The following is a 21,858-nucleotide window of genomic DNA, read 5'->3' on the forward strand; positions in this document are numbered from 1 at the left end:
GCCCAGGCCGGACGGGGAAAGAAACCGAGGCCCTTCCCGTGGGCGCTAGCCGCTTCGGCTCGCGCCTTCGGCGCGGACCACCCTTCGGACGTTGGGTCGTATGGGCGTTAGTCCCGGATGAGCTGGCCGCCCTTCAAGGCTAGGCGTCGGGTGATGCCGATGTTCTCCAGGAAACGTTCGTCGTGGCTGACCACCACGAACGCACCCCGATACGCATTGAGCGCGTTCTCCAACTGCCCCACACTCACCAGGTCCAAGTTGTTGGTCGGCTCATCCAGCAACAACAAGTGCGGCGCGGGTTCGGCATACAGGACGCAGGCAAGAGTTGCGCGTAGGCGCTCGCCGCCCGACAACACCCCCACCGCCAGGTGCGCCCGCTCGCCCCGAAACAAGAACCTCGCCAACAAATGCATCCGGCGTTCCGCCGACAAACTCGGCGCAAACCTGGCAAGGTTGTCCAGGACACTCCGATCAGGATCCAGCAGGTCCAACCGCTGTGACAGGTAAGCGACCCGCTCCCCGCCATCCAGCAACCTCAACAACGTCGACTTCCCCGCCCCGTTCTCCCCCGTCAGAGCGATCCGTTCAGGGCCACGGATGATCAGATCCACACCCTCGAACACCGTGTGCTCGCCGTGCTGTCCACGCAAGCCCTCCCCGTGGAAGACCGTGCGGCCCGCAGGAACAGTCGTGGCGGGGAGGACCAAGGTGATGACCTGGTCCTCCGGCAGGTTCCGGCTGGTTTCGTCCAGTTTGGACTGCGCCTCGGCCACCCGATCGGCGTGGGTTTCCTCGGACTTGGCGGCCGTCTTCTCCGCGTTGCGCTTCATGGTGCCGGCGAAGATCTTGGGCAGGCCCGCATCGCCCAGGTTGCGGGCGGCGGTGTTGGCTCGGCGGGTGGCTCGTTCTCGGGATTGTTGGAGTTGGGCCTTTTCGCGTTTGACTTCCTGTTCGGCGTTGCGGACGGCTCGTTCGGCGGCTTCGCGTTCGATGCGGACTGCCTCCTCGTAGGCCGTGAAGTTGCCGCCGTGCAGGCTCAGCTCTCCTCGTTCCAACTCCGCGATGCGGTCCACGCGGTCCAGGAGTTCGCGGTCGTGGCTGACTACCACCAGGCAGCCGTTCCACGCCTCCAGCACGGCGTGCAGACGGGTGCGGGCGGTGCGGTCGAGGTTGTTGGTGGGTTCGTCGAGGAGGAGCACGTCTGGTTGTTTGAGGAGTTGCGCTGCCAAGCCCAGGGAGACGACCTGGCCGCCGCTGAGCGTGCCGAGGGTGCGGGTCGGGTGGACGTCGCCCAGGCCCAACCTGTCCAGGTGGGCACGGGTGCGTTCCTCGATGTCCCAGTCGTTCCCGACGGCGGTGAAGTGTTCCTCGGCGGCGTCGCCGGACTCGATGGCGTGCAGGGCGTGCAGGACGTGGTCGATGCCCAGGACCTGCGCCACGGTGAGGTCCGTGGCCATCGGCAGGTGCTGGGGTAGGTAGCCGAGCACGCCCCGGACAGTGACCGTGCCCTTTGTGGGGCGCAGGTCGCCGGCGATCAGGCGCAGCAGGGTGGACTTGCCGGCGCCGTTGGGAGCGACCAGGCCGGTGCGGCCGGGGCCGACGGTGAACGACAGGTCGTCGAACACCGGGGTGTCGTCGGGCCAGGCGAAGGACAGGGCGGTGCACACGATGGAAGACATGGAGACCTTCGGGTGAGCGGATCAGGGGACTACGACGCGGACCACGGCGGTCGTGCTCTGCGCACGCGCGGTGGTCTGCGGGGCCGGGTAGTCACCCGGAGACGTCGAGCTCGCCTGCCACTTCGACCGGTCTCCTTCTTGATCGGCACCCAGTCTAACCGGTGGTGACGTACAGCGACGGCGTCAGGTGACGGGCGCGACGGCCGCCGGGTCCTCCCTAGCGTCGCGGTGCACGCCGGACCAGCGAAGGGAAGCAACCTGATGATCACCAGGCGACGGTTCACGCAGGCGGTCGCGGCCTCACTGGCCGTGCCCGGCGTGACGACGGGCGTCGCGGCGGCCGAGGACAGCGGTAACGGCACTGCACAGGGAGGGCACAACTCGCTCGGGCCGGTTCGGCACGTCGACGCCGGGGACGTGCGGATGGCCTACGTCGAGTACGGCCCCGCCCGAGGCCCGGTCGTCCTCCTGCTCCACGGCTGGCCATACGACCCGTGCAGCTACATCGACGTCGGCCCGCTGCTCGCCGCACGCGGCTACCGCGTCATCGTGCCGTACCTGCGCGGCTTCGGCCCCACGGTGTTCCGCTCGGCCGACACCATCCGCAACGCGCAACAGTCGGCCGTGGCACTGGACGTCATCGCGCTGATGGACGCCCTGCGCATCGACCGCGCCGTGATCGGCGGCTTCGACTGGGGTGCGCGGACCGCCGACGTGATCGCCGCCCTGTGGCCGTCCCGCTGCGCCGCGCTGGTGTCGGTCAGCGGCTACCTGATCACGAACCTGGCCGCCAACCGGAACCCGCTCACGCCCGCCGCCGAGTACGGCTGGTGGTACCAGTTCTACTTCGCCACCGAGCGCGGCGCGGCCGGGTACCGGGACAACACCGCCGAGTTCAACCGGTTGATCTGGCGGATCGCCTCGCCGACCTGGGACTTCGACGACGCCACCTACGCGCGCACGGCGGCGTCGTTCGCCAACCCCGACCACGTGGCGATCGTGCTGCACAACTACCGGTGGCGACTCGGCCTCGCGCCCGGCGAGGCCCGGTTCGACGAGTACGAACAGCTGCTCGCCGCCGCACCCAAGATCGCCGTCCCGACCATCACGATCGGCAGCGACTTCGACGGGCCGAACATCGACGGCGGCTCGTACCGGTCGATGTTCACCGGCCGGTACGAGCACCGGGTGTTCGCCGGGATCGGCCACAACGTGCCGCAGGAGGCCCCGCGGGCCTTCGCGCGGGCGGTCGTGGACGCCTCGCGGTTCTAGACGGCCTTGGCGGTCAGCTCGACCTCGATGTTGCCGCGGGTGGACTTGGAGTACGGGCAGATCTGGTGCGCGCCCTCGGCCAGGTCGTCGGCCGTGGCCTGGTCCACCCCGGACACCTCCAGGTTCAGCACGGCGCTGAGGAAGAACTCGTCGTCCTTGTGGTGCAGGGTCACCTCCGCCGCCACGGAGAGGTCCTGCACCGCGACCTTGTTCTTGGCCGCGACCCGCCGCACCGCGCCGACGAAGCACGACGCCCAGCCGGCGGCGAACAGCTGCTCGGGGTTGGTCCCGGCACCCGAGCCGCCGAACGCCTTCGGCACGGCGAGGGTCACGTCGAGCACCCCGTCGTCGGACACGGCCCGGCCGCCGTTGCGGCCTTCGGCGGTGGAGGTGGCGATGGCGGTGTAAGTCGTCTCGGACACTGCTTTTCCTTGTCTGCCTGGAGATCCGCCCCGCCGTTCCGTTCCGGCGCGGGCACATCGCCACGCTAGGAGCCGCCGACCGACCGCCGCGCCCGTCACGTGACGCCGTGCGTGTACGTCATCGGACCGGGCTCCTCTCGGGCATGGCGCGGGGCAGGACGAACGGCACCCAGCACGTCCGTCCGCCCGCCGCGCGAGAGCGGCCGGTCGGGGGCCACACCCCGCCACGCCAGGAGCACCGCGCACGCGACGATCGGCAGGTTCACGAACATCACCCAGCGCCACCCCGCGTACTCGGTGAGCACCCCGCCGACCAGGACGCCGAGGGCACCACCGGCGGCGTTCACCGCGCTCCACACCCCGAACGCGCGCACCCGCGCCCGACCGCTCGGAAAGGTCGCGCTGAGCAGCGCCAACGCGGCCGGCGCAAGGAGGGCGACCCCGACGCCCTGCGCGGCGCGGGCGGCGACGAGGTGGCCGGGCGCCTGGGCGAAACCGCCGGCGAGCGAAGCCAGGCCGAACAGCGCGAGCCCGACCAGCAGTGCCCGCCTTCGGCCGTGGCGGTCGGCGGTCTTGCCGCCCAGCAGGAGCAGGCCTCCGAAGGTGAGGGCGTAGGCGTGGACGACCCAGGTCAGGCCCACCGGTCCGAAGCCCAGGCCCGCGGCGATGCTCGGCAGGCCGACGTTGACCACCGACAGGTCCAGCGACACCAGGAACTGCACGACCGCCACGGTGACCAGCGTCAACCCCGTAGTGCTCACCGTGGACGGTTTCGTCGGCCTGCTCGGCGACTCGTCCCTGTGGCTGGTGGAGGCCATCGTGGCCGGCGCGGTCGACAGCGGCTGCACGCCCGACCAGGCCGTCACGGTCTTCCGCAGCATCTGGTACTACACCGTGGGCGAAATCCTCGTCCGCGCCCGCTCGACGCGCCGCCCGGCGAAGGGCATCGACTTCACCTTCGACGCGGCACGGCTGCCGACCCTGGCCGCCCTCGGCGACCGCTGGCCCGTGCTGGCCGCCCGCGACACCTACGTCGAAGGCCTCCACGCGTTCGTGGACGGGCTGCTCGCCCGCGCCACCACCTCGTCCGGCTGACGCCAGAACGCCCGGAGCAGCTCCACCACCTCCGCCGGCGCGGCGAACAACGGCCCGACGTGCCCCGCCCCGGGCAGGACCACCAGCGCCCCGCGCGGCAGCAGGGCGGCGGCGGCACGGGCGTCCGCGACCGTCCACATCGGATCGTTCTGCCCCGTGGAGAGCAGCGTCGGCACGCCGATCGACGGGAGCTCGGGCGTCAGGTCGGGCCGCCGCAGGCTGATCGACTCGATCGCCGTGACCATCCCGCGCCGCCCGGCCCGCCGGAACGCGGCACCCACCACCTCGGCCGCATGGGCGTCGGAGCCCACCAGAGCCTTCGTCAGCAGCCCCACGACCGGCCCGGCGCCGAAGAGCCGGTACAGCGCCACCAACAACCGGGACCGCCGGCGGTCCGCGGCGCCCAGCGCGTGGACGGGCGTCCCGATCGCGGCCACGCTCCGGCAGCGCGCGGGCCGGGTGGCGGCGAACCGGAGGCCGACGTGCCCGCCCCAGGCGTTGCCCACCCAGTCCACCGGGTCCGCGACGCCCAGGTGGTCGAGCACGTCGGCGGCGGCGCCCGCACAGTCGTCCAGCGTGAACCGACGCGCCGGCGGCGGGTTCGGCCCGTGCCCCGGCCCGTCGACCAGCACCAGCCGGCGCTCCCCCGCCAACGGCCCCTCGACCTCCCGCCAGGTGGTCGAGTCGACGAACAGGCTGTGCCACAACACGGCCACGGGGCCTGCACCGGTCACCCGCACGTTCAGCGGGCCGAGACGGGTCGGAACGTCCATCGCGCACCTCCGCGCGCTACGATTTGATTGAATGAATGGTTCACTCAATCATGGGGGATGTCAATGCCCAGGCCCTACTCGATGGACCGGCGCTCGGCACAGGCGGCCCGCACCCGCGACCGGGTCGTCACCGCTGCCGCCGAGCTGTTCGCCGAGCGCGGCGCGAGGGCGACGACGATGACCGAGGTGGCCCGCGCGGCCGACGTCTCCCCCGCCACGGTGTTCAACCACTTCGCCACCCACGACCTGCTGATCGAGGCCGTGGTGACCCGGCTGATGGCGGAGGTCCGCATCCCGGACGCCACGATCTTCACCGGCAAGCGCTCGACGAAGGCCCGCCTGCGAGCGCTCACCGAGCAGATGTTCGAGTTCTACGACCGGACCGGGCACTGGCACCGGGTCCTGGGCCCGGAACTGGCCGACGTCCCGGCGGTCGCCCGAGCGGACGCCGAGTTCCGCGACCGCGTCCACCGCCTGCACGCCGAAGCCGCCGGGGACGACGCCGCGCTGGCCAAGGCGATCACCGGCCTGGTCCACCCGCTGACCCTCACCGCGCTCAAGCAGGCGGGCATGTCCCTCGCCGAAGCGACCGCGCTGGTGGCCGACTCACTGGCCCACCACGCCCGCCGCTAGATGAGTAATGCATAACCCGGTCACTGGTCGTGCGCGGAGCGCGCCGTTTCCCGCCGAAGGCGCGCTTTCCCGCCGAAGGCGGCACGCTCTTGCGTTCCGCCAAGCGGCTAGCGCCCACGGGAAGGGCCTCGGTTTCTTTCCCCGTCCGGCCTGGGCGAAGCCCAACCACGCTTGGTCCGTTTTTGCAACCAGCTTTTCCGGTTGCGAAAACGGGCCAAGTGTGGTTGCCTCCGGCAGGCCGGACGGGGAAAGAAACCGACGCCCTTCCCCCCGGGGGCCTGCCGCGCGGCGAGCGCTTCTTTTGATCTTTCGAGCGCTCCGCGCGTTCCCAAGCGCGAAGCGCGTCCGAGCTTGCGAGCGCGGAGCGCGTCCCGTTTGAACCCGCGAAGCGTGGGCTTGAGGAAGCGAAGCGCGAGTCCAGCGGATCAGGCGGAGCGGAACACGAGCAGGGGCACCAACTGCTCCGCCTCGGTCAACGACCCGTGGTGCCCGACCAGCCCGCTCAGCCGGGACTCCACCTCCGACCGGACCACCACCGCCGTCCCGCGCAGGGCCACCACCAGGTCCCCGATCCGGCCGCGCACGTGCGCGGCGACCGCGGGACCGAACCAGCCGGCCGCGATCGCCTCCTCGCGATCGAGGACCACCGCCCGCTCCCCCAACACGTCGCCCCACCGGACGCGCACGTCGTCGGGCACGTCGGTGTACACGTGCCGCACGCGCGTTTCCCCGCCCAGCAACCGCACCCCGTCCCGCAGCGCCGGCTCGGTGTCGAAGTCGATCCGGTCGCCCGCCTCCACCATCCCGTGGTCGGCCGTCACCACCAGTGCCCCGCCGGGCGGCAGGTTCCCGGCGAGCAGTTCGGCCAACCGGTCCACGAACCGCAGCTGGTGCCGCCACGGCTCGCTGCCCGGCCCGTACACGTGCCCCAGCGTGTCCAGGTCGGCGTGGTAGGTGTAGCAGAACGCCCGCTCCCCCAACGCTTCCGCGGTCCGCGCGACGAGATCACCCAGCCCCAGCACCGGGTGCACCTGCCCGCCCCGCAGCACCGCCCGCGACAGGCCGCTCCCCCGCTGCTCCCTGGGCACGACGAAGCTGACGTCGACCCCGGCCTCCGCTGCGAGCTCCCACGCCGTGGGCCGGGGCTGCACCTCCTCGGGCACCAGCACCGACCGCAGGTCCACCGACTCCGCCACCCCGTACCGGCGCCACCGCAACGCGTCGAGCAGCTCCCCGTCCACGGCGAACGTGAAGCCCACCACCCCGTGCTCGCCCCCGGCCACACCCGTGGACAGCGACGCGATGCTGGTCGCGGTCGTCGCGGGGAAGCCGGCGGCGACCGGCCTGCCCGCCGACGACGTCAGGAAAGGCGCGTCCTCGCGGTGGGCCTGCAACAACTGCCAGCCCAGGCCGTCCACCAGCAGCAGGCACACCCGGGTCGGACCCGCGAGCCCCAGCACGTCCACCATCCCGGGAACGCCGAAGCCCGCCAACAACGACGGCACGACCTCGGCCAGCGTGCCCGCGCCGTACGGGGGAACGGTCATGTCCTTCACGCCCCCACCGCTTCCCAGGCGCTCAGCAGCCGCAGCTTCGTCTCCGCGGGCGACCCCTCCTCGAAGGTGTGGGCGATCAGGACCTGGTCCGGCTCGTCGGGCAGGCGCAGGCTCTCGAACCCGAGGTCCAGCTCGCCCACCACGGGGTGCAGGTACCGGTAGTGCCCGTGGGTCTTGTCCTTGAGCCCGTGCTCGGCCCACACCGCCGCGAACTCGCGACTGGCGGCCGACAACTCCGCCGCCAGGTCCAGCAACCGCTGCAAACCGGGGCGCACCTGTTGCGGCGCCGGGGCGTCCGTCGAGGGCGTCCACGGCCGGGCCAGCCGGTGCAGGTGGGCGCGTTCGACCTCGTCCAGGCGCAGCGCGCGGGCCACCGCGTCCAGCACGGCTTCGGAGAAGTGCAGCGTGCGCCCCTGCTCCAGCCGCACGTAGTGGTCCACGCTCACCCCGGCCAGCCGCGCCGGCTCCTCGCGCCGCAGGCCGGGCACGCGCCGCCGGCCGTGGTCGGCCAGGCCCAGCTCCTCGGGCCGCAGCCGTGCCCTGCGGGACCTCAGGAACTCCCCCAACTCCGCACGCCTGTCCATGCCGCCCAGTATGGCCGGGCGGTCGCCACCTCAGCCTGGGCACGCCGTGCCCAGGCACCGCGCGCACTGGTTGCGGTCGGCCGGCGGGCCGAAAGTGGTTGGCACAAAACCACTTCACGAAGGAGTTCCACCATGCAACGGTCCGCCCTCGGCACCACGGGCATGGACATCACCCGCGTCGGCTTCGGCTCCTGGGCGGTGTCCGGGTCCGGCTGGACCTTCGGCTGGGGCGCCACCGACGACGCCGAGTCGATCGCCGCGATCCGCCACGCCGTGGACTCCGGGTCAACTGGATCGACACGGCCGCCGTCTACGGCCTCGGCCACTCCGAGGAACTGGTCGGCAAGGCGATCGCCGACCTGCCCGACGCCGACCGTCCGTACGTGTTCACCAAGGCCGGCCTGCTCACCGGCGCGTTCACCGCCGCACGCGCCGCCGCCCTGCCCGCCGACGACTGGCGTTCCGCGCACACCGACTTCACCACCAACCTGACCGCGAACCTCGCCCTGGCCGACGCCCTGCGCCCGATCGCCGCCCGCCACGGCGTGTCGGTCGCGGAGGTCGCCATCGCGTGGGTGCTGGCGTGGCCGGGCGTCACCGGCGCCATCGTCGGCGCGCGCAAGCCCGGCCAGGTCGACGGCTGGATCGGTGCTCCCGCGGTCACCCTGACCGAGGAGGACCTGGCCGAGATCGCGGCGGCGGCACAACAGGCGGGCAGCGGCCCGGTCCGCCCGTGACCGTCGTGGTGGTCACCCAGTACCTCGCCGGACCGGGCCAGGCGGACCGCCTGCGCACGGCGCTGGAGGCCTTGGTGGAACCGGCGCTGGACAACCCGGGGTGCCTGTCCTTCCGGCCCTACCTCGACCCCAACGAACCGGCGGAGATGGTGGTGGTCGAGGAGTGGATCGACCCGACCACCCTCGCCACCCACCACGCCACCACCCCCTGCCGGCACGCGGCCCGGGTGTTGGCCACGATCCTGGCCCGCCCGGCCAGGGTCCGACGCTGGCAGGAGGGGCTCTCCGGCTGCTGCACTTCAAAAACGGGAAGTGCGTAGATTATGATCTCGAACCACACCCTTCGAGGAGGTTCGACGATGACCACCTACGTGCTCGTCCACGGCGCCTGGCACGGCCCGTGGGCCTGGGACCGGGTCGTCCCGCTGCTGCACGCCGCCGGCGCCCGCACCCTCACCCCGGACCTGACCACCGCCGGGGACCACGGGCTCCACGACGACGCCAAGACGGTCGTCGCCGCCCTCGACCAGGCCGAAGAGCCGGTCGTGCTGGTCGGGCACAGCTACGCGGGCCTGGTCGTGCGGGAGGCGGCCGACGCGCGGCCCGAGGCCGTCCACCACGTCGTGCTCGTGGACGGCTGGGCCGGGCCGGACGGTGCTTCCCTGGTCGACCTGGCCCCGGAGTCCTTCGGCACCGCCGTCCGCGCGGCGGCCCGGGAGCGCGGGGACGGGTGGCGCGTCCCGGCCCCGCCGCCGGCGGCGTACGGGATCACCGACCCCGACGACGTGACGTGGCTGGCCGAGCGCCTGGTCCCGCAGGCGCTGCGCACGTTCACCGAACCGACCCTGCTGGGCAGTGCCGTGGACGGGATTCCCGGGACGGCCGTGTGCTGCCTGCCGGAGACCTACCCCTTCGCCGAGTTCGGCGCGGCGGTCGGGTACCAGGTCCGGACGCTGGAAGGCCCGCACGACGTGCCACTGGCCCGACCGGAAGCACTCGCCCGGGTGCTGCTGGAGATCTTCGAGAACGAGAAGCGCCGAGTCTAAAATGGAGAAGTGGAACAGCGGACCTACCACCAGTACTGCGCGACCGCGCGCACCCTCGACCTCGTCGGCGAGCGGTGGACGCTGCTGCTGGTCCGCGAACTGCTGACCGGGCCCAAGCGGTTCGGCGACCTCCAGGCCAGCCTGCGCGGGCTGGGCACCGGGCTGCTGGCCGCGCGCCTCAAGCACCTCGAACACGAAGGCCTGGCGCACAAGACCACGCTCCCGCCGCCGGCCCGCACCCCCGTCTACGCCCTCACCGAGGCGGGCGAGGAACTCGGGCCGGCGGTCCTGGCGCTGGCCCGCTGGGGGCTGAAGTGGGCGATGGGGCCGAGGCGGGAGGACGAGACGTTCCACCCCGGCTGGGCGGTGCTGGGCCTGCGCGCCTGCTTCGACCCCAGGGCCGCCGCCGGGCTGCGGGCGGTGTACGAGTTCCGCGTGGACGACGAGGTCTTCCACGCCCGGGTCGACGACGGTGACATCGAGGCGCTGCACGGCCCGGCCCAGCGCCCCGACGCCATCATCACGCTCGGCGCGGAGACCTTCGTCGACGTGACCGGCCAGCGCCTCACCCTCGCCGAGGCCATCGAGACCGGTGCCGCGTCGGCGTCCGGCGACAGGGAAGCCCTTCGCCGCCTGAAGGGACTCTTCCGCCTCCCCACCCCGCGCGCCCGATGACCACCTGAGCCGGAACGCGCAATACGCCGTTCCGCAATAGTGCGCACTCGTTCCGCCGCTTCGAATGGGCCGAACAGTGGACCCGCGCCGATACCGGCCGCACGATCACGAAGATCCGCTACCGTGGCTTGCGTCGATCGTCTTGTGGGGGCGGGCATTGATGGCGTGGCCAAGCGGTGTGACCAAGTGGCGAACGGTTCTTCCGGGTCGGCGGGAATCCCGTTCCGGAATCACCCGGGTGCAATCGTTCTGGGCGGCGGACCACCCCGTGCGCGAAGTGCTGCTCCAGCGGCGGGCGAGCGGCAGCGTGCCGGGCAAGCGCGCCGACGGGTTCAAGGTCGGGTTGGCCGTCGAGGGCGGTGGCCTGCGCGGAGTGGTCTCCGGCGCGATGCTGAGCGCGTTGGAGGACATGGGGTTCGCCGACAGCTTCGACGACGTCTACACGTGCTCGTCGGGCGCGGTGAACGGGGCGTACTTCATCACCCGGCGCACCTGGTTCCCGTTGTCCATCTACTTCGACGACCTGACCACCGGCGTGTTCCTGGACTTCCGCCGCGTGTTGCGCGGTGAGGGTCCGATGAACCTGGAGTACGTGTTCGAGGAAGTCCTGGCGCGCCGCAAACCGCTGGACTACGCGGCCATCATCGCGGCGGCGCAGAAGCTGCACGTCATGGTCACCGATGTCGACGAATTGCAGACCCTCGACGTGGGCGAGTTCGACTCCCCCGAAGACCTGCGGTCGGCGTTGCGCGCGAGCACGTGGTTACCGCTGGCCATCCGGGGCACCGCGGACTTCCGCGGCAAGCGCGCGATCGACGGCGGCGTGCTGCGGTTCCACCCGTACCGCGCGGCCGTGCTGGACGGCTGCACGCACGTGCTGTCGCTGAGCACCCGGCCGATGTCCGCGCCGAGTTCCGGCACCGCGCCGATGGTCAACCGGGTGGTGGCCCGGCACCTGGAGCGGGTGCGGCCGGGCCTGGGCACCGGGTTCATCGCGTCGATGGACGAGTACAAGCTGCGCGACCGGCCGCACCTGGACCGCAGCCGCCTGCACCCCGGCACGCCCGCGATCCTCGACCTGGCGCCGCTGCCGGACACCCCGGAGGTCAAGCGGCACGAGGTGGACCGCGGCAAGCTCCTCGACGGCGCCCGGTCGGCCTACCGGCTCGCGCACGAGGTGCTGGAGGGCGAGGACGTGGTGGTCGTCCCGCGCCTGACGGTGTACCCGCCGAGACCGGCCACGCCGTGACCGACCCGCACACCGACCCGGCGGGCAAGGACGTCCTGCGGCACGTGCTCCGGCGCGTCCTGCGCCTGGCGGGCCAGGACTCCGACGTCCGGGTCCTGCGCGAGATCCACGACCTGTGCGGCACCGGCGACGACTGGCGGCGGGTCCTGGCCGGCATCCCGCTGGACCGGCTGTCGTTCCAGCTGGAGGCGGGCGTCGAGCGCGACGCGGCCATCGCCGCGCTGACGACGTGGTGCCGCGGGTTCCGGACCGGTCGCGCGCGCGGCCACCAGCGGCGCGACGTCGAGGTGTTCGGCTACCTGTCCGTCCTGCTGATCACGCTGATCACGATGGAGCCCACCGACCCGGAACGCGGCGAGCACGACTGCGCGAAGGTGTGCCAGGCCCTGGTCCGGGACGCCTCCGTGCGGCTCGCGCTGGTCGAGCTGTACGCGCCGGGCCGCGCGGTGGACCCGCACGTGTCCGGCGAGTGGGCCACCGTGCAGGGCGCGGAACTGGAGTTCCACCGGCACGGGTCGACGTCGTTCATCCTGCGCGGCCGTCCGCCGCGGGGAACCGGGCACCGCAACGCGTTCGCGCTCAAGTGCGTCCTGTTCCCCTACGCCCACATCCCGGTCATCGCGGCCAAGACCCGCTCCTACGAGGTCGACCACAACGCGCTGGACGCCGACGGCCGCGCGGTGGGCCACATGGTGCGGGTGTGGGCGAGCACGGACAACTGGATCCTCATGGACTTCGCCGAGGGCCGGACCCTCGCGGAGGAGATCGAGCACCTCAAGCGGGAGGCCGCCGCCCCGGCCGTGGGCCGCTTCCGCCGCCGGCGCCCGACCCCGGCCGGCAACGTGCGCCTCGACCTGATCCGGAAGGTCGGCCTGCCGCTGCTGGCGGCGCTGGCCGAACTGCACCAGGCGGGCCGGCGGCACGAGGACCTGTCGCTCACCAACGTGATCGTGCGCAGGCGGGCCGAGGGCGACGGCCGGTCCTACGACCTGACCTTCGTCGACTTCGGCCGCAACTACCTCTACAGCGGCGCGTTCGCGACCGGTCCGGGCAGCGCGCAGAGCGTGTACGTCGCGCCCGAGGTGCGCGCGGGCTCCGAGGACGTGACCAAGGCCGACCTGTACTCGCTCGGGCGCATCCTGATCGCGCTCGGCGATGTCGGCGAGAACCGCGACGACACCATCCCCGACCGCTTCTACGGGCAGGCGCCGCTGATCGCCCGCGTGGTCGAGGACCTGATCGACGTGCGCCCCGACCGGCGGCTGCTGGTGTTCCCGGTGCCGATCGACGACCAGGACGTCTACCGCTACCTGCACCGGGTGCTGGAGCAGGAGCTCGACGTCACCCAGGCGGCGCTGGTGGAGGACCCCGACCAGCGCCCGAACGCCATCCCCTACGACCGGCACACCGTGACCGAGACCGTGCGGACGCTGTTCCCGCCGTCCCGCGAACCCAAGCGGCGACGGCGCGTCCACCGCATGCGCCGCCAGCAGGGCGTGCTCTCCGACCCTCGACGGTCGATGCACGCCCGGTGGCTGTTGTTCTTCTCGGTGGTGTCGTCACTGAGCTACTTCGTCAGCGCCACGGTGTGCGTGCTGTGGTTCCTGCGCGATGTCGGCATCGACGTGCTCGGCCCACCGGTCCAGCTGCTGCTGCGCCCGTGGAACGTGCAGCCCAACGTGATCCCGCTCGTGGACGACCTGCGCGTGCCGGAGTACAAGCTCGGGCAGGTGTGGGAGAACCTGCCCGCGCGGATCATCGGTCTGAGCTTCGCCCTGGCTTCCGTCCGCTACTACCAGAACATCCTCGGCGGCCTCACCACGCTGGTGGCCAGGTCGCCCGCGTTGCCGGGCGCCTTCCTGCGCGTCGCCGCCGAGTTCGCGATCCGGCTGATGGCCCCGTGGGCGTCGTGGCTGATCTTGTGGGTGAACCTGGTGGACACGCGGATGTGGCCGATCGGCACCGCCATCGGCTACACCGGCGTGATGGCCTCGAACCTGCTGTGCGCGGCCTTCGCGACCCGGTCCCTGGCCGCCGCGCGGGCCGCCCGGTTGAGCACCGTGCCGCCGGAGCACCAGAAGGTCATCGGGCTGGACGCGTTCCGGCAGTGGGGGCCGACCATCACGCTGTACAGCACGTCGGTGTGGATCTTCGCGTACCTGATCATGAACGGGACGCTCAAGGACACGTACGTGTACGCGTTGTCGGTGGCGTTGGTGAACATCGGGTTGTTCTACGTGCTGAAGACGGGCATCAACGCGTTGGACGTGCGGACCGGGCTCAACCGGTGCTTCCTGGCCGCCGAACGGCTCCGGTACGAGGCCGAGGCCCGGTACCGGCCGAGAGCCGCCGCCGCTCGACCGGAACCGGTGCTCGTCAACCCCGACTGACCAGCGCCGTGGCTGGACGGGTTCACGGCGTCGGGGGTCTAGCGGGTGACCAGGGCGGCCAGCATGCAGGTGTCGTCGAGGGGCGAGGCGGGGACCAGGCGGGAGGTCAGGGCTTCCGGCATCTCGACCGGGTCCAGGTCGGCGACGAACTTCCTGATCTCCGACAGCAGGTGCCCCAGGTCGTCCTCGTCGTCCTCGTCCTCGGTGGTGGAGGGCCTGCGTTCGATGAGGCCGTCGGTGTACATCAGGACGGTGTCGCCGGGGTGCAGGGCGGTGTGGGCGGTGGCGTAGGTCGCGGTGGGGATGCCGCCCAGGACGGGGCCCGGAGGGCGGTCCAGGGCGACGACCTCGTCGGGGCGGACTAGCAGGGGCGGCGGGTGGCCCGCCTGCGACCAGGAGAGGTGGCCAGTCGCGGGGGTGAAGCGGCCGACGATGGCGGTGGCCAGGGTGACGTCCTGGCTCTCGGTCAGCATCCGGTTGAGGACGGTCAGGATGCCCGCCGGGTCCGGCGTGGTCAGGGCGGCGCCGGTGAGGGCGTACCGCAGCTTGGCCATCGCGGCGGCGGTGGCCAGGCCGTGGCCCGCCACGTCGCCGATCGCCAGGAGGGTGCTGCCGTCGCCGAGGGGGAAGGCGTGGTACCAGTCGCCGCCCACCTGCGCCCACTGCTCGGCGGCGAGGTAGCGGACGGCGACCTTCAGGCCGGGCAGCCGCAGGGGCGCGCTGGGCACGGGCAGCACGGCGGTGCGGAGGTGGTCGGCCACCTGGTGTTCTCGGGCGAACTGCTCGCCCAGGTCGAACATCCGCTGCTCGGCCCGGCGGGTCGCGGTGACGTCCTGGAGGACCACGTCGAGCCGGACAGGACGGCCCTCGACGTCGAGGACGGGTTCGCCGATGAAGCGGCCGAAGCGGATCTGGTCGCCTGCCCGCAGGCGCAGCTCGGAGTCGGTGCGCTCGCCGCGTTCCAGCATCCGGCGCACGGCGTTCTGGATGATCGGGAGGTCCTCGGGGACGACGGAGGCGCGGATCTCGTCCAGGGACATGGGCCCCAGCGCCGGGTCGCGGTCGAAGATGACGTAGAGCTGGTCGGACCAGGTGATCTCGTCGGTGACCAGGTTCCACTCGCCCCAGCCGATGTTGCCCAGCCGCTGGACGCTGCGCAGCCGCTCCAGCTGCAACGGGTCCTCGTGCTCGTGCCAGGCGAGGATCAGTCCGTCGCCGAACTTGCCGATGGTCAACGTGTAGCGGCCGTGCCGTGGCAGACCGGGGGTGTTCTCCTCGTACTGGAACTCGTGCAGGACCTCCCGGACCCCCGTGCGCAACACCCGGTGGTAGGACGCCCACAGCTCGGTGCCCTCGACGGTCGGGTAGCTGCTGAGGATGCTGCGCCCGACCAGCTGCCGGTACCGACGGCCGGAGAAGTCCACCGCGTCCGGACTGGCGGCCTCGAACCGGAAGTCCACCACTTCGCCGGTGGTGGAGTGGACCGCGCCGAGCAGCGCCACCGAGCCCGGCAACACGTCCAGCAGGTGCTGCGCCCACAACGTCCAGTTGCGGCTGTGCGCGGCGCCCCCGGAGCTCAGCCGCGACAGCAGGGTCGAGCCGGCAGCACGGACCAGCAGTTCCAGGTCCCACTGCTCCCCGGCCGGAAACTCGTGCCGCTCGGTCCACAACATCCCGATCACGCCGGCGGTGCGCGTCTGGTCCCGGAACGGCAGCCAAGCTCTCGAGCGCCACACCGTCTCCGGGTCACCGATCAGGGCATGCTGCCGACGCGCCGCCTCCAGATCGGGCAGCCACCGCGGCAACCCACTGCGCACCGCGGCCAGCACCCCGGTGTCGAGCTGCGTAGGCACCCGATCCCACTCCAGCCGCACCCGGGCAGGGACGTTCGCCGCACCTTCCAGCCGCAGCCCGCCGTCCGGCTCCACCAGGTAGATCAACACGCTGTCACACCCGGCGTGCTCGCACACCAACTCGGCCAACTCCTCAGCGTCAACCGCCGTCCCCACCGCCGCAAGCGCCACCGGCCGCGGCACACGCTCCACGGGATCCTTGCCAACCTGCCGGACGTACGGAGTCGGGTCGAACAGCTCTTCCCCACCGGTCAGCCGCTCCCCCGGCGGAGGCGGCGGGACGCCGAGCACACTGGCGGCGATCAGGATCAGGTCGTTCCCGGTGGCCTGGGACAACCGCACCATGTCCTCGAACGCCTCGTCAGGCCGACACCCCAACCTCTCGGCCAACACCCCTTTGGCCTGCTCCACCACAGCCTGCCGCCGCGCAGCAACCCGAAGCCGGTCGATCTCGTCACGCTGACGGGCGACCAGGTCGGCCAGCGCCGAACGACTCGGATCCCGCTGGGTTGCCATCCCGTCCAGCATCACCCGTCCGCCGCCCTCCGGCCAGCCGAAACCCCTGCCGATCAGGCGGCGGCAGGCGCCTGCTGCACGCCGGGGTGTTTGGGGGCGCGAGCGAGGGCGACGGGGAGCGTCGGGACGGCGGGCGCTGGGACAGGCGGGGACGACGGGGCTGGGGCGGCGGGGACGACGCGCGCTCGGGCAGCGAGGGCTGAAGCGACGGGACGGCGAGGCCTGGGACGGCGAGGCTGAGGCAGCAGGGCGGCGAGCGCTGGGACGGCGCGCCGGCGCAGCGGGACGGCGCAACAGGACGGCGAGGGCTGGGCCGCGCGCGGGGCGGGCGAGGGGTGGGGCGAGGGGTGAGCGAGCACGGCGACGAGGTCCCAGGGGACGCCGAGGGGTCGGGAGCGAATGCAGCGGCGAGCGGCGGGGCGGCAGGGCGCGAGCACCTGGGCATCGGGGCGGCGGACGGCTGGCAGCTGGGCTGGCGGACAGCTGGCGGCTGGGCGGACGGCTGGCGGCTGGCGGCTGGGCTGGCGGCTGGCGGCTGGCGGCTGGCGGCTGGGCGGACGGTTGGCGGCTAGCGGACGGCGGACTCATGGCGGCCGGCGGGCCAGCGGCCAGCGGCCAGCGGCGAGGATCGGGCTCGCCCGGGGCCGGGAGAGCGAGCGCAGCAGCGCCACCGCCGAGCGGGGTGCCGCGCACCCTAGGGCGGGGCGGCGCGCACCCAGGGCGGGGCGGCGAGCGGCGGGGCGAGCGGGAGCGGCGAGCGGGAGCGGCGAGCGGGAGCGGCGAGCGGGAGCGGCGAGCGGCGAGCGGCGAGCGGCGAGCGGCGAGCGGGAGCGGCGGGACAGCAGGCGGCGAGCACCCGGGACGTGCCGAGGTTGCGAGCGAGAGCGGCGGGTGCCAAGGCGGCGGGCGGGTGCCGGGACCGCCGGGGCAGAACGCGAGTGCAGCGGCCGGGGCGCGAAGGCGGCGGCCTCCGGCCCCCGACACCATTCTCCCACGCGGGTACGACATCGGTGGGCGTGCGGTGGAGTGAAGCGCTGGCCGGGTCTCGGGTTGAGGTGGACATGCGGCGGGCGGCGGCGCAAGCAGGGGCAGACAGAGGCGGCGGCAGCCCGGCGGCGCAGGCGCAGCGGAGGCGGAGGGAGGCCAGGCGGGCAGCCGCGCGGGCGGACAACGGCGCGGGCGGGCAGCCGCGCGGACGCGGGGGCGGGTCGAGGCGCGGGCGGGCGGAGGCGGGGGCGCGGGCGGGTCGAGGCGGCATAGGCGGCGGAAGCGCGGGCGGGCGGAGGCGGGCGTTGGCCGCAGAGGCGGCGGAGGCTACGGACGCGGGCCGAGGTCGGCAGCGGTGCCGGCGGAAGGGCGGGCAGCTGTGGCAGCCGATGGCGGCGGCAGGCAGGCAGTGGTGGCGGCGGCGGCGGGCAATGGTGGCAGGCAGTGGTGGTGGCGGCGGCGGGCAATGGTGGCGGGCAGCGGCGGCGGACAGCGGCGGCGGACAGCGGCGGCGGGCAGCGGCGGCGGACAGCGGCGGCGGACAGCGGCGGCGGCTAGGTCGAGTGGGGGCTGAGCGGGGGCGGGTGGAGTGTCGGGTCGGTGTTGGGTGGGTGTTTTGGGGGACGCCGCCGTGGCTGGGGTGTGCTGCTGGACGGTGTCAGTGGACGGTGTGGCGGCGGGCGAGGGTGGCGGCGAGGGATAGGTTGGCGGCTGCTGCGGCTGGGGTGCGCCTGCCGTAGCCGCAGGCGGCGGCTACGGCTGCTACTGGGTGGCCCAGCGCGTCTTCCAGCAGGTTCAGGGCCGTCTGGCTCTCCGTTGGGTGTTCCTCCGCCACCACGCCCGCGATCACCTCGACCCCGCGTCGCAGCCGGCCCAGCGCGGCGAAGAACGTCGGGGTGGTGGGTGGGGCCGTGTTGCCCGTGGTGACCGGGAGGTGGACGGTCGGCATGGGGATTCGGTGGGCTGCCTGGTGGTCGGATAGGGCGTTGAGGAACGTCACCGGTGCGTCCAAGTCCGTGGGCGTGAAGACCGGAGTGTGGCCCAGGTCGCCGTAGCAGAGGTGCAGCACCCAGCGGCCCTGGGGCACCGCCGCCAGGACCTCGGCCACCTGGCCCACCAAACGGCCGGTCAGCACGGGCCAACCCTCGCGGCCGGTCAGGTGGTACGACACGAGCACCACGGGCGTCTCCAGCTGGAACTGCACCCGGTCGCCCCACCGTGCGGCGATCTCCGCGACCTCCCCCACCACCGCCGCCTGGAACACCGGCAGGTGCTCGTGGGCGGCCTCCGGGGAACCGAACGCGAACAGTGCCAGGTCCAGCGCATTGGGTACCCCGACCTGCACCCGCAGCGGCGGACAACCGCCCCTGGCCGAGAGCGCCGAAAACGCGTCCGCCACCCGCGCGGGCAGGCCGGAGGCCACGTCGCCGGGCTGGAGGTGGTGGCCGGGGCGCAGGCGGTAGTACGGCATGTCCGCGTAGCAGCTGCTGTCACCCGACCGGACCTGCTCCAGCGCGGGCACCTCGACCAAGCGGTCCAGCCAGTCGATGATCCACCGGGGGTCGCGGTCGCACGGCAGGGCGGTCAGCTCGGCGTCGCCGCGGTGTCCCAGGAACCAGTCCATCGCGGTGGCCGGGTCGTCGCACAGCGGCTTGGGCAGCGAGCCGACCAGGTGGACGGGCGTGGTGGAGGACATGGCACCTTCCTTCCCGGTCGGACGGCGAACGCGGCCCATCCTCGCCCATCAACCGTCCTCAATGGACTCAAGAGGTGATCTTCCACGCGAACGTGTCAGGTCGTGGCACCAACGTGGCCGGAGGTGACTCCGGTGAGTGGACTGGTCGCCCGGACGGTGGGGTGTGCTGGAGTGCTACCTGAATTTGTTGGACGCTCGCGTAGTTCGACGGCGGAAAACTTCGCGAACGTCCAACACATTCGTATAGTCGGTTCCCGGTCCCGGTGGTCCGTCAGGGATGGTGGTGACGCGTCCAACTACGATTGGCCGCCGATCATGGCAGACCGTTGGAGGGACACGGTGGTGGACGACCGCTTACCCATGCGATCCGATCGCTCCGCTGTGCCGGCCCGGCCCGGTCAGCGGTTGCCCGCCCGGCACGGCGGCGCGTCGGGCTCCGGCGAGGTGCACTCGGCGGGCCACCTGAGCTTCACCGACTCCGTCGGCACGCGCGAAGAGGTCTGGGAGCAGCTCGGGCCCAAGATCCAGGAGCGGGTCAACGCCAAGATCGGCCAGGTCGTGGAGTGGTGGGCCACCAACCACAGCGGGCGCAACGCGGCCGTCGTCCTGGGCACGGAGGCGTTCGTGACCGTGGAGCCGACGATCAACGCGGCCGGCAAGCCCGCGCACGAGATCCGGGCGCTGCGGCTGGACGGCGCCACCTTCCGCCGCGCGACGGTCACCGGGGCGCCTCCGCCCCGCGCCGCCGCGCCCGCCGCGCGCACGGTCGGACCGGGCAGCCCGCCCAGCGCGCCGACGTCCGCGCTGTCGCGGCAGCTGGGCTCGGGCATGACCGGCTTCCTGGGCCACCTGCCCGTCCGCGCGCAGCAACTGCTCCAGGAACCGTTCGTGGACGACCACGCCGACCTGTGGCACGACTACTACTTCTTCCAGCCCGGTTCCGGTCACGGGTTGGGCGGCGGCACGCTGCGGATCTGGTGCTACCTGGCCAACCGCCGGTACGTGACCTTCGCCGCCGGCACCGGGCACGGCTACCGGGAGGAGACCGGCCCCCGCTCGTGGGAGCTGACCTGCTGGCGAGCCGAGGTGACGGGGAACCCGCGATGACCGGCCCGTCCCTGCGCGACCTCGACGGGCACGACCCGTACGCGCTGCTCGGTGTGCCGCCGACGGCCACGCGGGCCGAGATCGTCGCCGCGCACCGCAAGCAGGTGCAGCTCGTGCACCCCGACCGCCCCGGCGGCAGCGAGTACGAGACCAAGCTGCTGCACGTCGCCAAGGACGTGCTGCTGGACCCCCGGTGCCGGGCGGAGTTCGACGCGTCCCGCGCGAAGCCGGCCGACGCGCCGCGCAGCGCGTGGGACGAGGAGGCGCCGTTCGACGACCCGCCGGAGCCGCCGCGCACCCTCTGGGACAGCGAGGAGGTCGTCACGGGGGCCGGTCCGCCCGCGTGGGACGAGCCGCCTCCCGCCCGGCCGCACTGGGACCCGCCGCCGTCCCACTGGGACCAGCGGCCCACCCCGCCCCACTGGGACCAGCCGTCACCGCAGTGGCAGCCGCCGCATTGGGAACCGCCGCCGTGGCAGCCGCCGGCGCGGACCGCGTCGGTGTCCGCGCTGCCGATCGTGGCCCTGGTCCTCTCCACGCTGTGCTGGTGCGCGCCGCTGGGCTTGGCGCTCGCGGTGACGGCGTTGAGGAACCCGAAGCGCCCCAACGACCGGGCCATCGCCCTGGCCGCCGTGGTGATCGGGTCGTTGTCGTCGCTGTTGCTGCTCTGGGTGCTCGTGTCGAGGTGAAGGGGAGTCCATGACGTCGGGTGTCGCGTTCGTCGACGGGCGGTTCTGCCCGGTCGACGAGGCCCGCATCCCCGTGCTCGACCTGGGCGTGACCAAGGGCGACAGCACCTACGACGTGGTGCACGTGTGGCAGGGCGGGTTCTTCCGGCTCGACGACCACCTCGACCGGTTCGAGGCGAGCATGAAGGCGCTGCGGCTGGACCCGGGGCTGGACCGGCGGCGGATCGAGGACGTGCTGCACGAGTGCGTGAGCCGTGCGGGGCTGCGGGACGCCTACGTGTCCATGACCTGCACGCGGGGCCGCCAGACGGTCCCGGGCAGCCGCGACCTCCGCACGACGCGCAGCACCTTCTACGCCTACGCCGTCCCGTTCGTGTGGATCACCAGCCCGGAGCGGCAGGAGCGGGGCGCGTCGCTGTGGATCAGCTCGCGGCCGAGGATCGCCCCGGAGAGCGTCGACCCGGCGGTGAAGAACTACCACTGGCTCGACATCCAGATGGCGCAGTTCGAGGCCTACGACCACGGGGCCGAGCTGGTGGTGCTGCGGGACGTGTCCGGTGGGATCACCGAGGGCGCGGGGTACAACGTCTTCGCGTTCGTGGACGATCGGTGGATCACGCCCGGGAGTGGGGTGTTGCGGGGGATCACGCGGCAGACGGTCCTCGATCTGCTCGCCGAGGAGCGGGTGGAGGAGGGGCGGCTGTCCGAGGAGGACTTGCTGCGCGCCTCGGAGGTGCTGGTGACCTCGACCGCCGGGGGTGTCATGCCGGTGACCGAGGTGAACGGTCGGGCGGTGGGTGCCGGGAGCCCGGGTCCGCGCACCCGGCGGCTGAGGGAGCGCTACTGGGCGGGGCACGCGGACGAGAGGTGGACGACCCCGGTCCGCTACCGCTGAGCGC

General features: G+C 72.7%; 21 protein-coding genes and 1 pseudogene. 14 read left to right on the forward strand and 8 right to left on the reverse strand.

The window, feature by feature from the left end:
* Nucleotides 1-107: 107 nt before the first annotated feature.
* A complete protein-coding gene (locus WBN91_RS16585; RefSeq protein WP_337729296.1) occupies nucleotides 108-1,679 on the reverse strand; it encodes an ABC-F family ATP-binding cassette domain-containing protein in 1,572 nt (523 codons plus the stop codon).
* A gap of 261 nt (nucleotides 1,680-1,940) precedes the next feature.
* On the opposite strand from WBN91_RS16585, the gene WBN91_RS16590 reads away from it, so the two are divergent.
* Nucleotides 1,941-2,951, forward strand: a complete 1,011-nt coding sequence (locus tag WBN91_RS16590; RefSeq protein WP_337729295.1) for an alpha/beta fold hydrolase — start codon at nucleotides 1,941-1,943, stop codon at nucleotides 2,949-2,951.
* On the opposite strand, the gene WBN91_RS16595 is transcribed toward WBN91_RS16590, so the two are convergent.
* Both WBN91_RS16595 and WBN91_RS16600 read right to left on the reverse strand, forming a co-directional pair.
* Nucleotides 2,948-3,373 (reverse strand): organic hydroperoxide resistance protein, encoded by a 426-nt coding sequence (locus WBN91_RS16595; RefSeq protein WP_337729294.1) that lies wholly within the window; start codon nucleotides 3,371-3,373, stop codon nucleotides 2,948-2,950. The two genes, WBN91_RS16590 and WBN91_RS16595, sit on opposite strands and share 4 nt — an antisense overlap.
* A gap of 95 nt (nucleotides 3,374-3,468) precedes the next feature.
* Nucleotides 3,469-4,104, reverse strand: coding sequence for an MFS transporter (locus WBN91_RS16600; protein WP_337729293.1), 636 nt, complete (start codon nucleotides 4,102-4,104; stop codon nucleotides 3,469-3,471).
* Between the two features lies 1 nt (nucleotide 4,105).
* Here WBN91_RS16600 and WBN91_RS16605 point away from each other — a divergent pair, with 1 nt between their 5' ends.
* On the forward strand, nucleotides 4,106-4,468 hold the full coding sequence (locus WBN91_RS16605) for a hypothetical protein (RefSeq protein WP_337729292.1): 363 nt from the start codon (nucleotides 4,106-4,108) through the stop codon (nucleotides 4,466-4,468).
* Here the strand turns inward: WBN91_RS16605 and WBN91_RS16610 are convergent.
* A complete protein-coding gene (locus WBN91_RS16610) occupies nucleotides 4,402-5,241 on the reverse strand; it encodes an alpha/beta fold hydrolase (RefSeq protein ID WP_337729291.1) in 840 nt (279 codons plus the stop codon). The two genes, WBN91_RS16605 and WBN91_RS16610, sit on opposite strands and share 67 nt — an antisense overlap.
* Before the next feature lie 63 nt (nucleotides 5,242-5,304).
* Here WBN91_RS16610 and WBN91_RS16615 point away from each other — a divergent pair, with 63 nt between their 5' ends.
* A complete protein-coding gene (locus WBN91_RS16615; protein ID WP_337729290.1) occupies nucleotides 5,305-5,874 on the forward strand; it encodes a TetR/AcrR family transcriptional regulator in 570 nt (189 codons plus the stop codon).
* A gap of 425 nt (nucleotides 5,875-6,299) precedes the next feature.
* Here the strand turns inward: WBN91_RS16615 and WBN91_RS16620 are convergent, their stop codons facing one another.
* Both WBN91_RS16620 and WBN91_RS16625 read right to left on the reverse strand, forming a co-directional pair.
* Nucleotides 6,300-7,421, reverse strand: coding sequence for an alkaline phosphatase family protein (locus WBN91_RS16620; protein WP_337723623.1), 1,122 nt, complete (start codon nucleotides 7,419-7,421; stop codon nucleotides 6,300-6,302).
* A 5-nt stretch (nucleotides 7,422-7,426) separates the two neighbouring features.
* Nucleotides 7,427-8,014, reverse strand: coding sequence for a helix-turn-helix transcriptional regulator (locus WBN91_RS16625; protein WP_337723624.1), 588 nt, complete (start codon nucleotides 8,012-8,014; stop codon nucleotides 7,427-7,429).
* On the opposite strand from WBN91_RS16625, the pseudogene WBN91_RS39180 reads away from it, so the two are divergent.
* The 7 genes and pseudogenes from WBN91_RS39180 to WBN91_RS16655 form a co-directional block, all read left to right on the forward strand.
* A pseudogene (locus WBN91_RS39180) lies at nucleotides 7,966-8,349 on the forward strand (hypothetical protein); the annotation flags it as partial. The gene WBN91_RS16625 and the pseudogene WBN91_RS39180 sit on opposite strands and share 49 nt — an antisense overlap.
* Before the next feature lie 48 nt (nucleotides 8,350-8,397).
* A complete protein-coding gene (locus WBN91_RS16630) occupies nucleotides 8,398-8,751 on the forward strand; it encodes an aldo/keto reductase (RefSeq protein WP_337723625.1) in 354 nt (117 codons plus the stop codon).
* Nucleotides 8,748-9,071, forward strand: coding sequence for an antibiotic biosynthesis monooxygenase family protein (locus tag WBN91_RS16635; RefSeq protein WP_337723626.1), 324 nt, complete (start codon nucleotides 8,748-8,750; stop codon nucleotides 9,069-9,071). Before WBN91_RS16630 ends, WBN91_RS16635 begins: the two co-directional genes overlap by 4 nt.
* A gap of 39 nt (nucleotides 9,072-9,110) precedes the next feature.
* Nucleotides 9,111-9,797 carry an alpha/beta fold hydrolase gene (locus WBN91_RS16640; protein ID WP_337723627.1) on the forward strand — a complete coding sequence of 229 codons (687 nt, stop codon included), beginning with the start codon at nucleotides 9,111-9,113 and terminating at the stop codon, nucleotides 9,795-9,797.
* Between the two features lie 9 nt (nucleotides 9,798-9,806).
* On the forward strand, nucleotides 9,807-10,472 hold the full coding sequence (locus WBN91_RS16645) for a winged helix-turn-helix transcriptional regulator (protein WP_337723628.1): 666 nt from the start codon (nucleotides 9,807-9,809) through the stop codon (nucleotides 10,470-10,472).
* 238 nt (nucleotides 10,473-10,710) lie between these two features.
* A complete protein-coding gene (locus WBN91_RS16650; RefSeq protein WP_337723629.1) occupies nucleotides 10,711-11,721 on the forward strand; it encodes a patatin-like phospholipase family protein in 1,011 nt (336 codons plus the stop codon).
* A complete protein-coding gene (locus WBN91_RS16655) occupies nucleotides 11,718-14,111 on the forward strand; it encodes a hypothetical protein (RefSeq protein ID WP_337723630.1) in 2,394 nt (797 codons plus the stop codon). Before WBN91_RS16650 ends, WBN91_RS16655 begins: the two co-directional genes overlap by 4 nt.
* Before the next feature lie 38 nt (nucleotides 14,112-14,149).
* On the opposite strand, the gene WBN91_RS16660 is transcribed toward WBN91_RS16655, so the two are convergent.
* Entirely contained in the window at nucleotides 14,150-16,480 is a 2,331-nt protein-coding gene (locus tag WBN91_RS16660) for a SpoIIE family protein phosphatase (RefSeq protein WP_337723631.1), read from the reverse strand.
* A 347-nt stretch (nucleotides 16,481-16,827) separates the two neighbouring features.
* Here WBN91_RS16660 and WBN91_RS16665 point away from each other — a divergent pair, with 347 nt between their 5' ends.
* Complete coding sequence (locus tag WBN91_RS16665) at nucleotides 16,828-17,052, forward strand: hypothetical protein (RefSeq protein WP_337723632.1); 225 nt, start codon at nucleotides 16,828-16,830, stop codon at nucleotides 17,050-17,052.
* A gap of 1,073 nt (nucleotides 17,053-18,125) precedes the next feature.
* Here the strand turns inward: WBN91_RS16665 and WBN91_RS16670 are convergent.
* Nucleotides 18,126-19,163, reverse strand: a complete 1,038-nt coding sequence (locus WBN91_RS16670) for a hypothetical protein (protein ID WP_337723633.1) — start codon at nucleotides 19,161-19,163, stop codon at nucleotides 18,126-18,128.
* Between the two features lie 360 nt (nucleotides 19,164-19,523).
* Here WBN91_RS16670 and WBN91_RS16675 point away from each other — a divergent pair, with 360 nt between their 5' ends.
* From WBN91_RS16675 to WBN91_RS16685, 3 genes are read left to right on the forward strand one after another with little or no spacing between them, the layout of a single operon-like run.
* Nucleotides 19,524-20,270 carry a hypothetical protein gene (locus tag WBN91_RS16675; protein ID WP_337723634.1) on the forward strand — a complete coding sequence of 249 codons (747 nt, stop codon included), beginning with the start codon at nucleotides 19,524-19,526 and terminating at the stop codon, nucleotides 20,268-20,270.
* Nucleotides 20,267-20,959, forward strand: a complete 693-nt coding sequence (locus WBN91_RS16680) for a DnaJ domain-containing protein (RefSeq protein WP_337723635.1) — start codon at nucleotides 20,267-20,269, stop codon at nucleotides 20,957-20,959. The genes WBN91_RS16675 and WBN91_RS16680 overlap by 4 nt, the downstream gene beginning before the upstream one ends.
* A 10-nt stretch (nucleotides 20,960-20,969) precedes the next feature.
* Nucleotides 20,970-21,854, forward strand: coding sequence for an aminotransferase class IV (locus WBN91_RS16685; RefSeq protein ID WP_337723636.1), 885 nt, complete (start codon nucleotides 20,970-20,972; stop codon nucleotides 21,852-21,854).
* The last annotated feature ends 4 nt before the right edge of the window (nucleotides 21,855-21,858 follow it).

It is taken from the genome of Saccharothrix sp. CCNWYY140, from assembly GCF_037401995.1.
Taxonomy (GTDB): Bacteria; Actinomycetota; Actinomycetes; order Mycobacteriales; family Pseudonocardiaceae; genus Actinosynnema.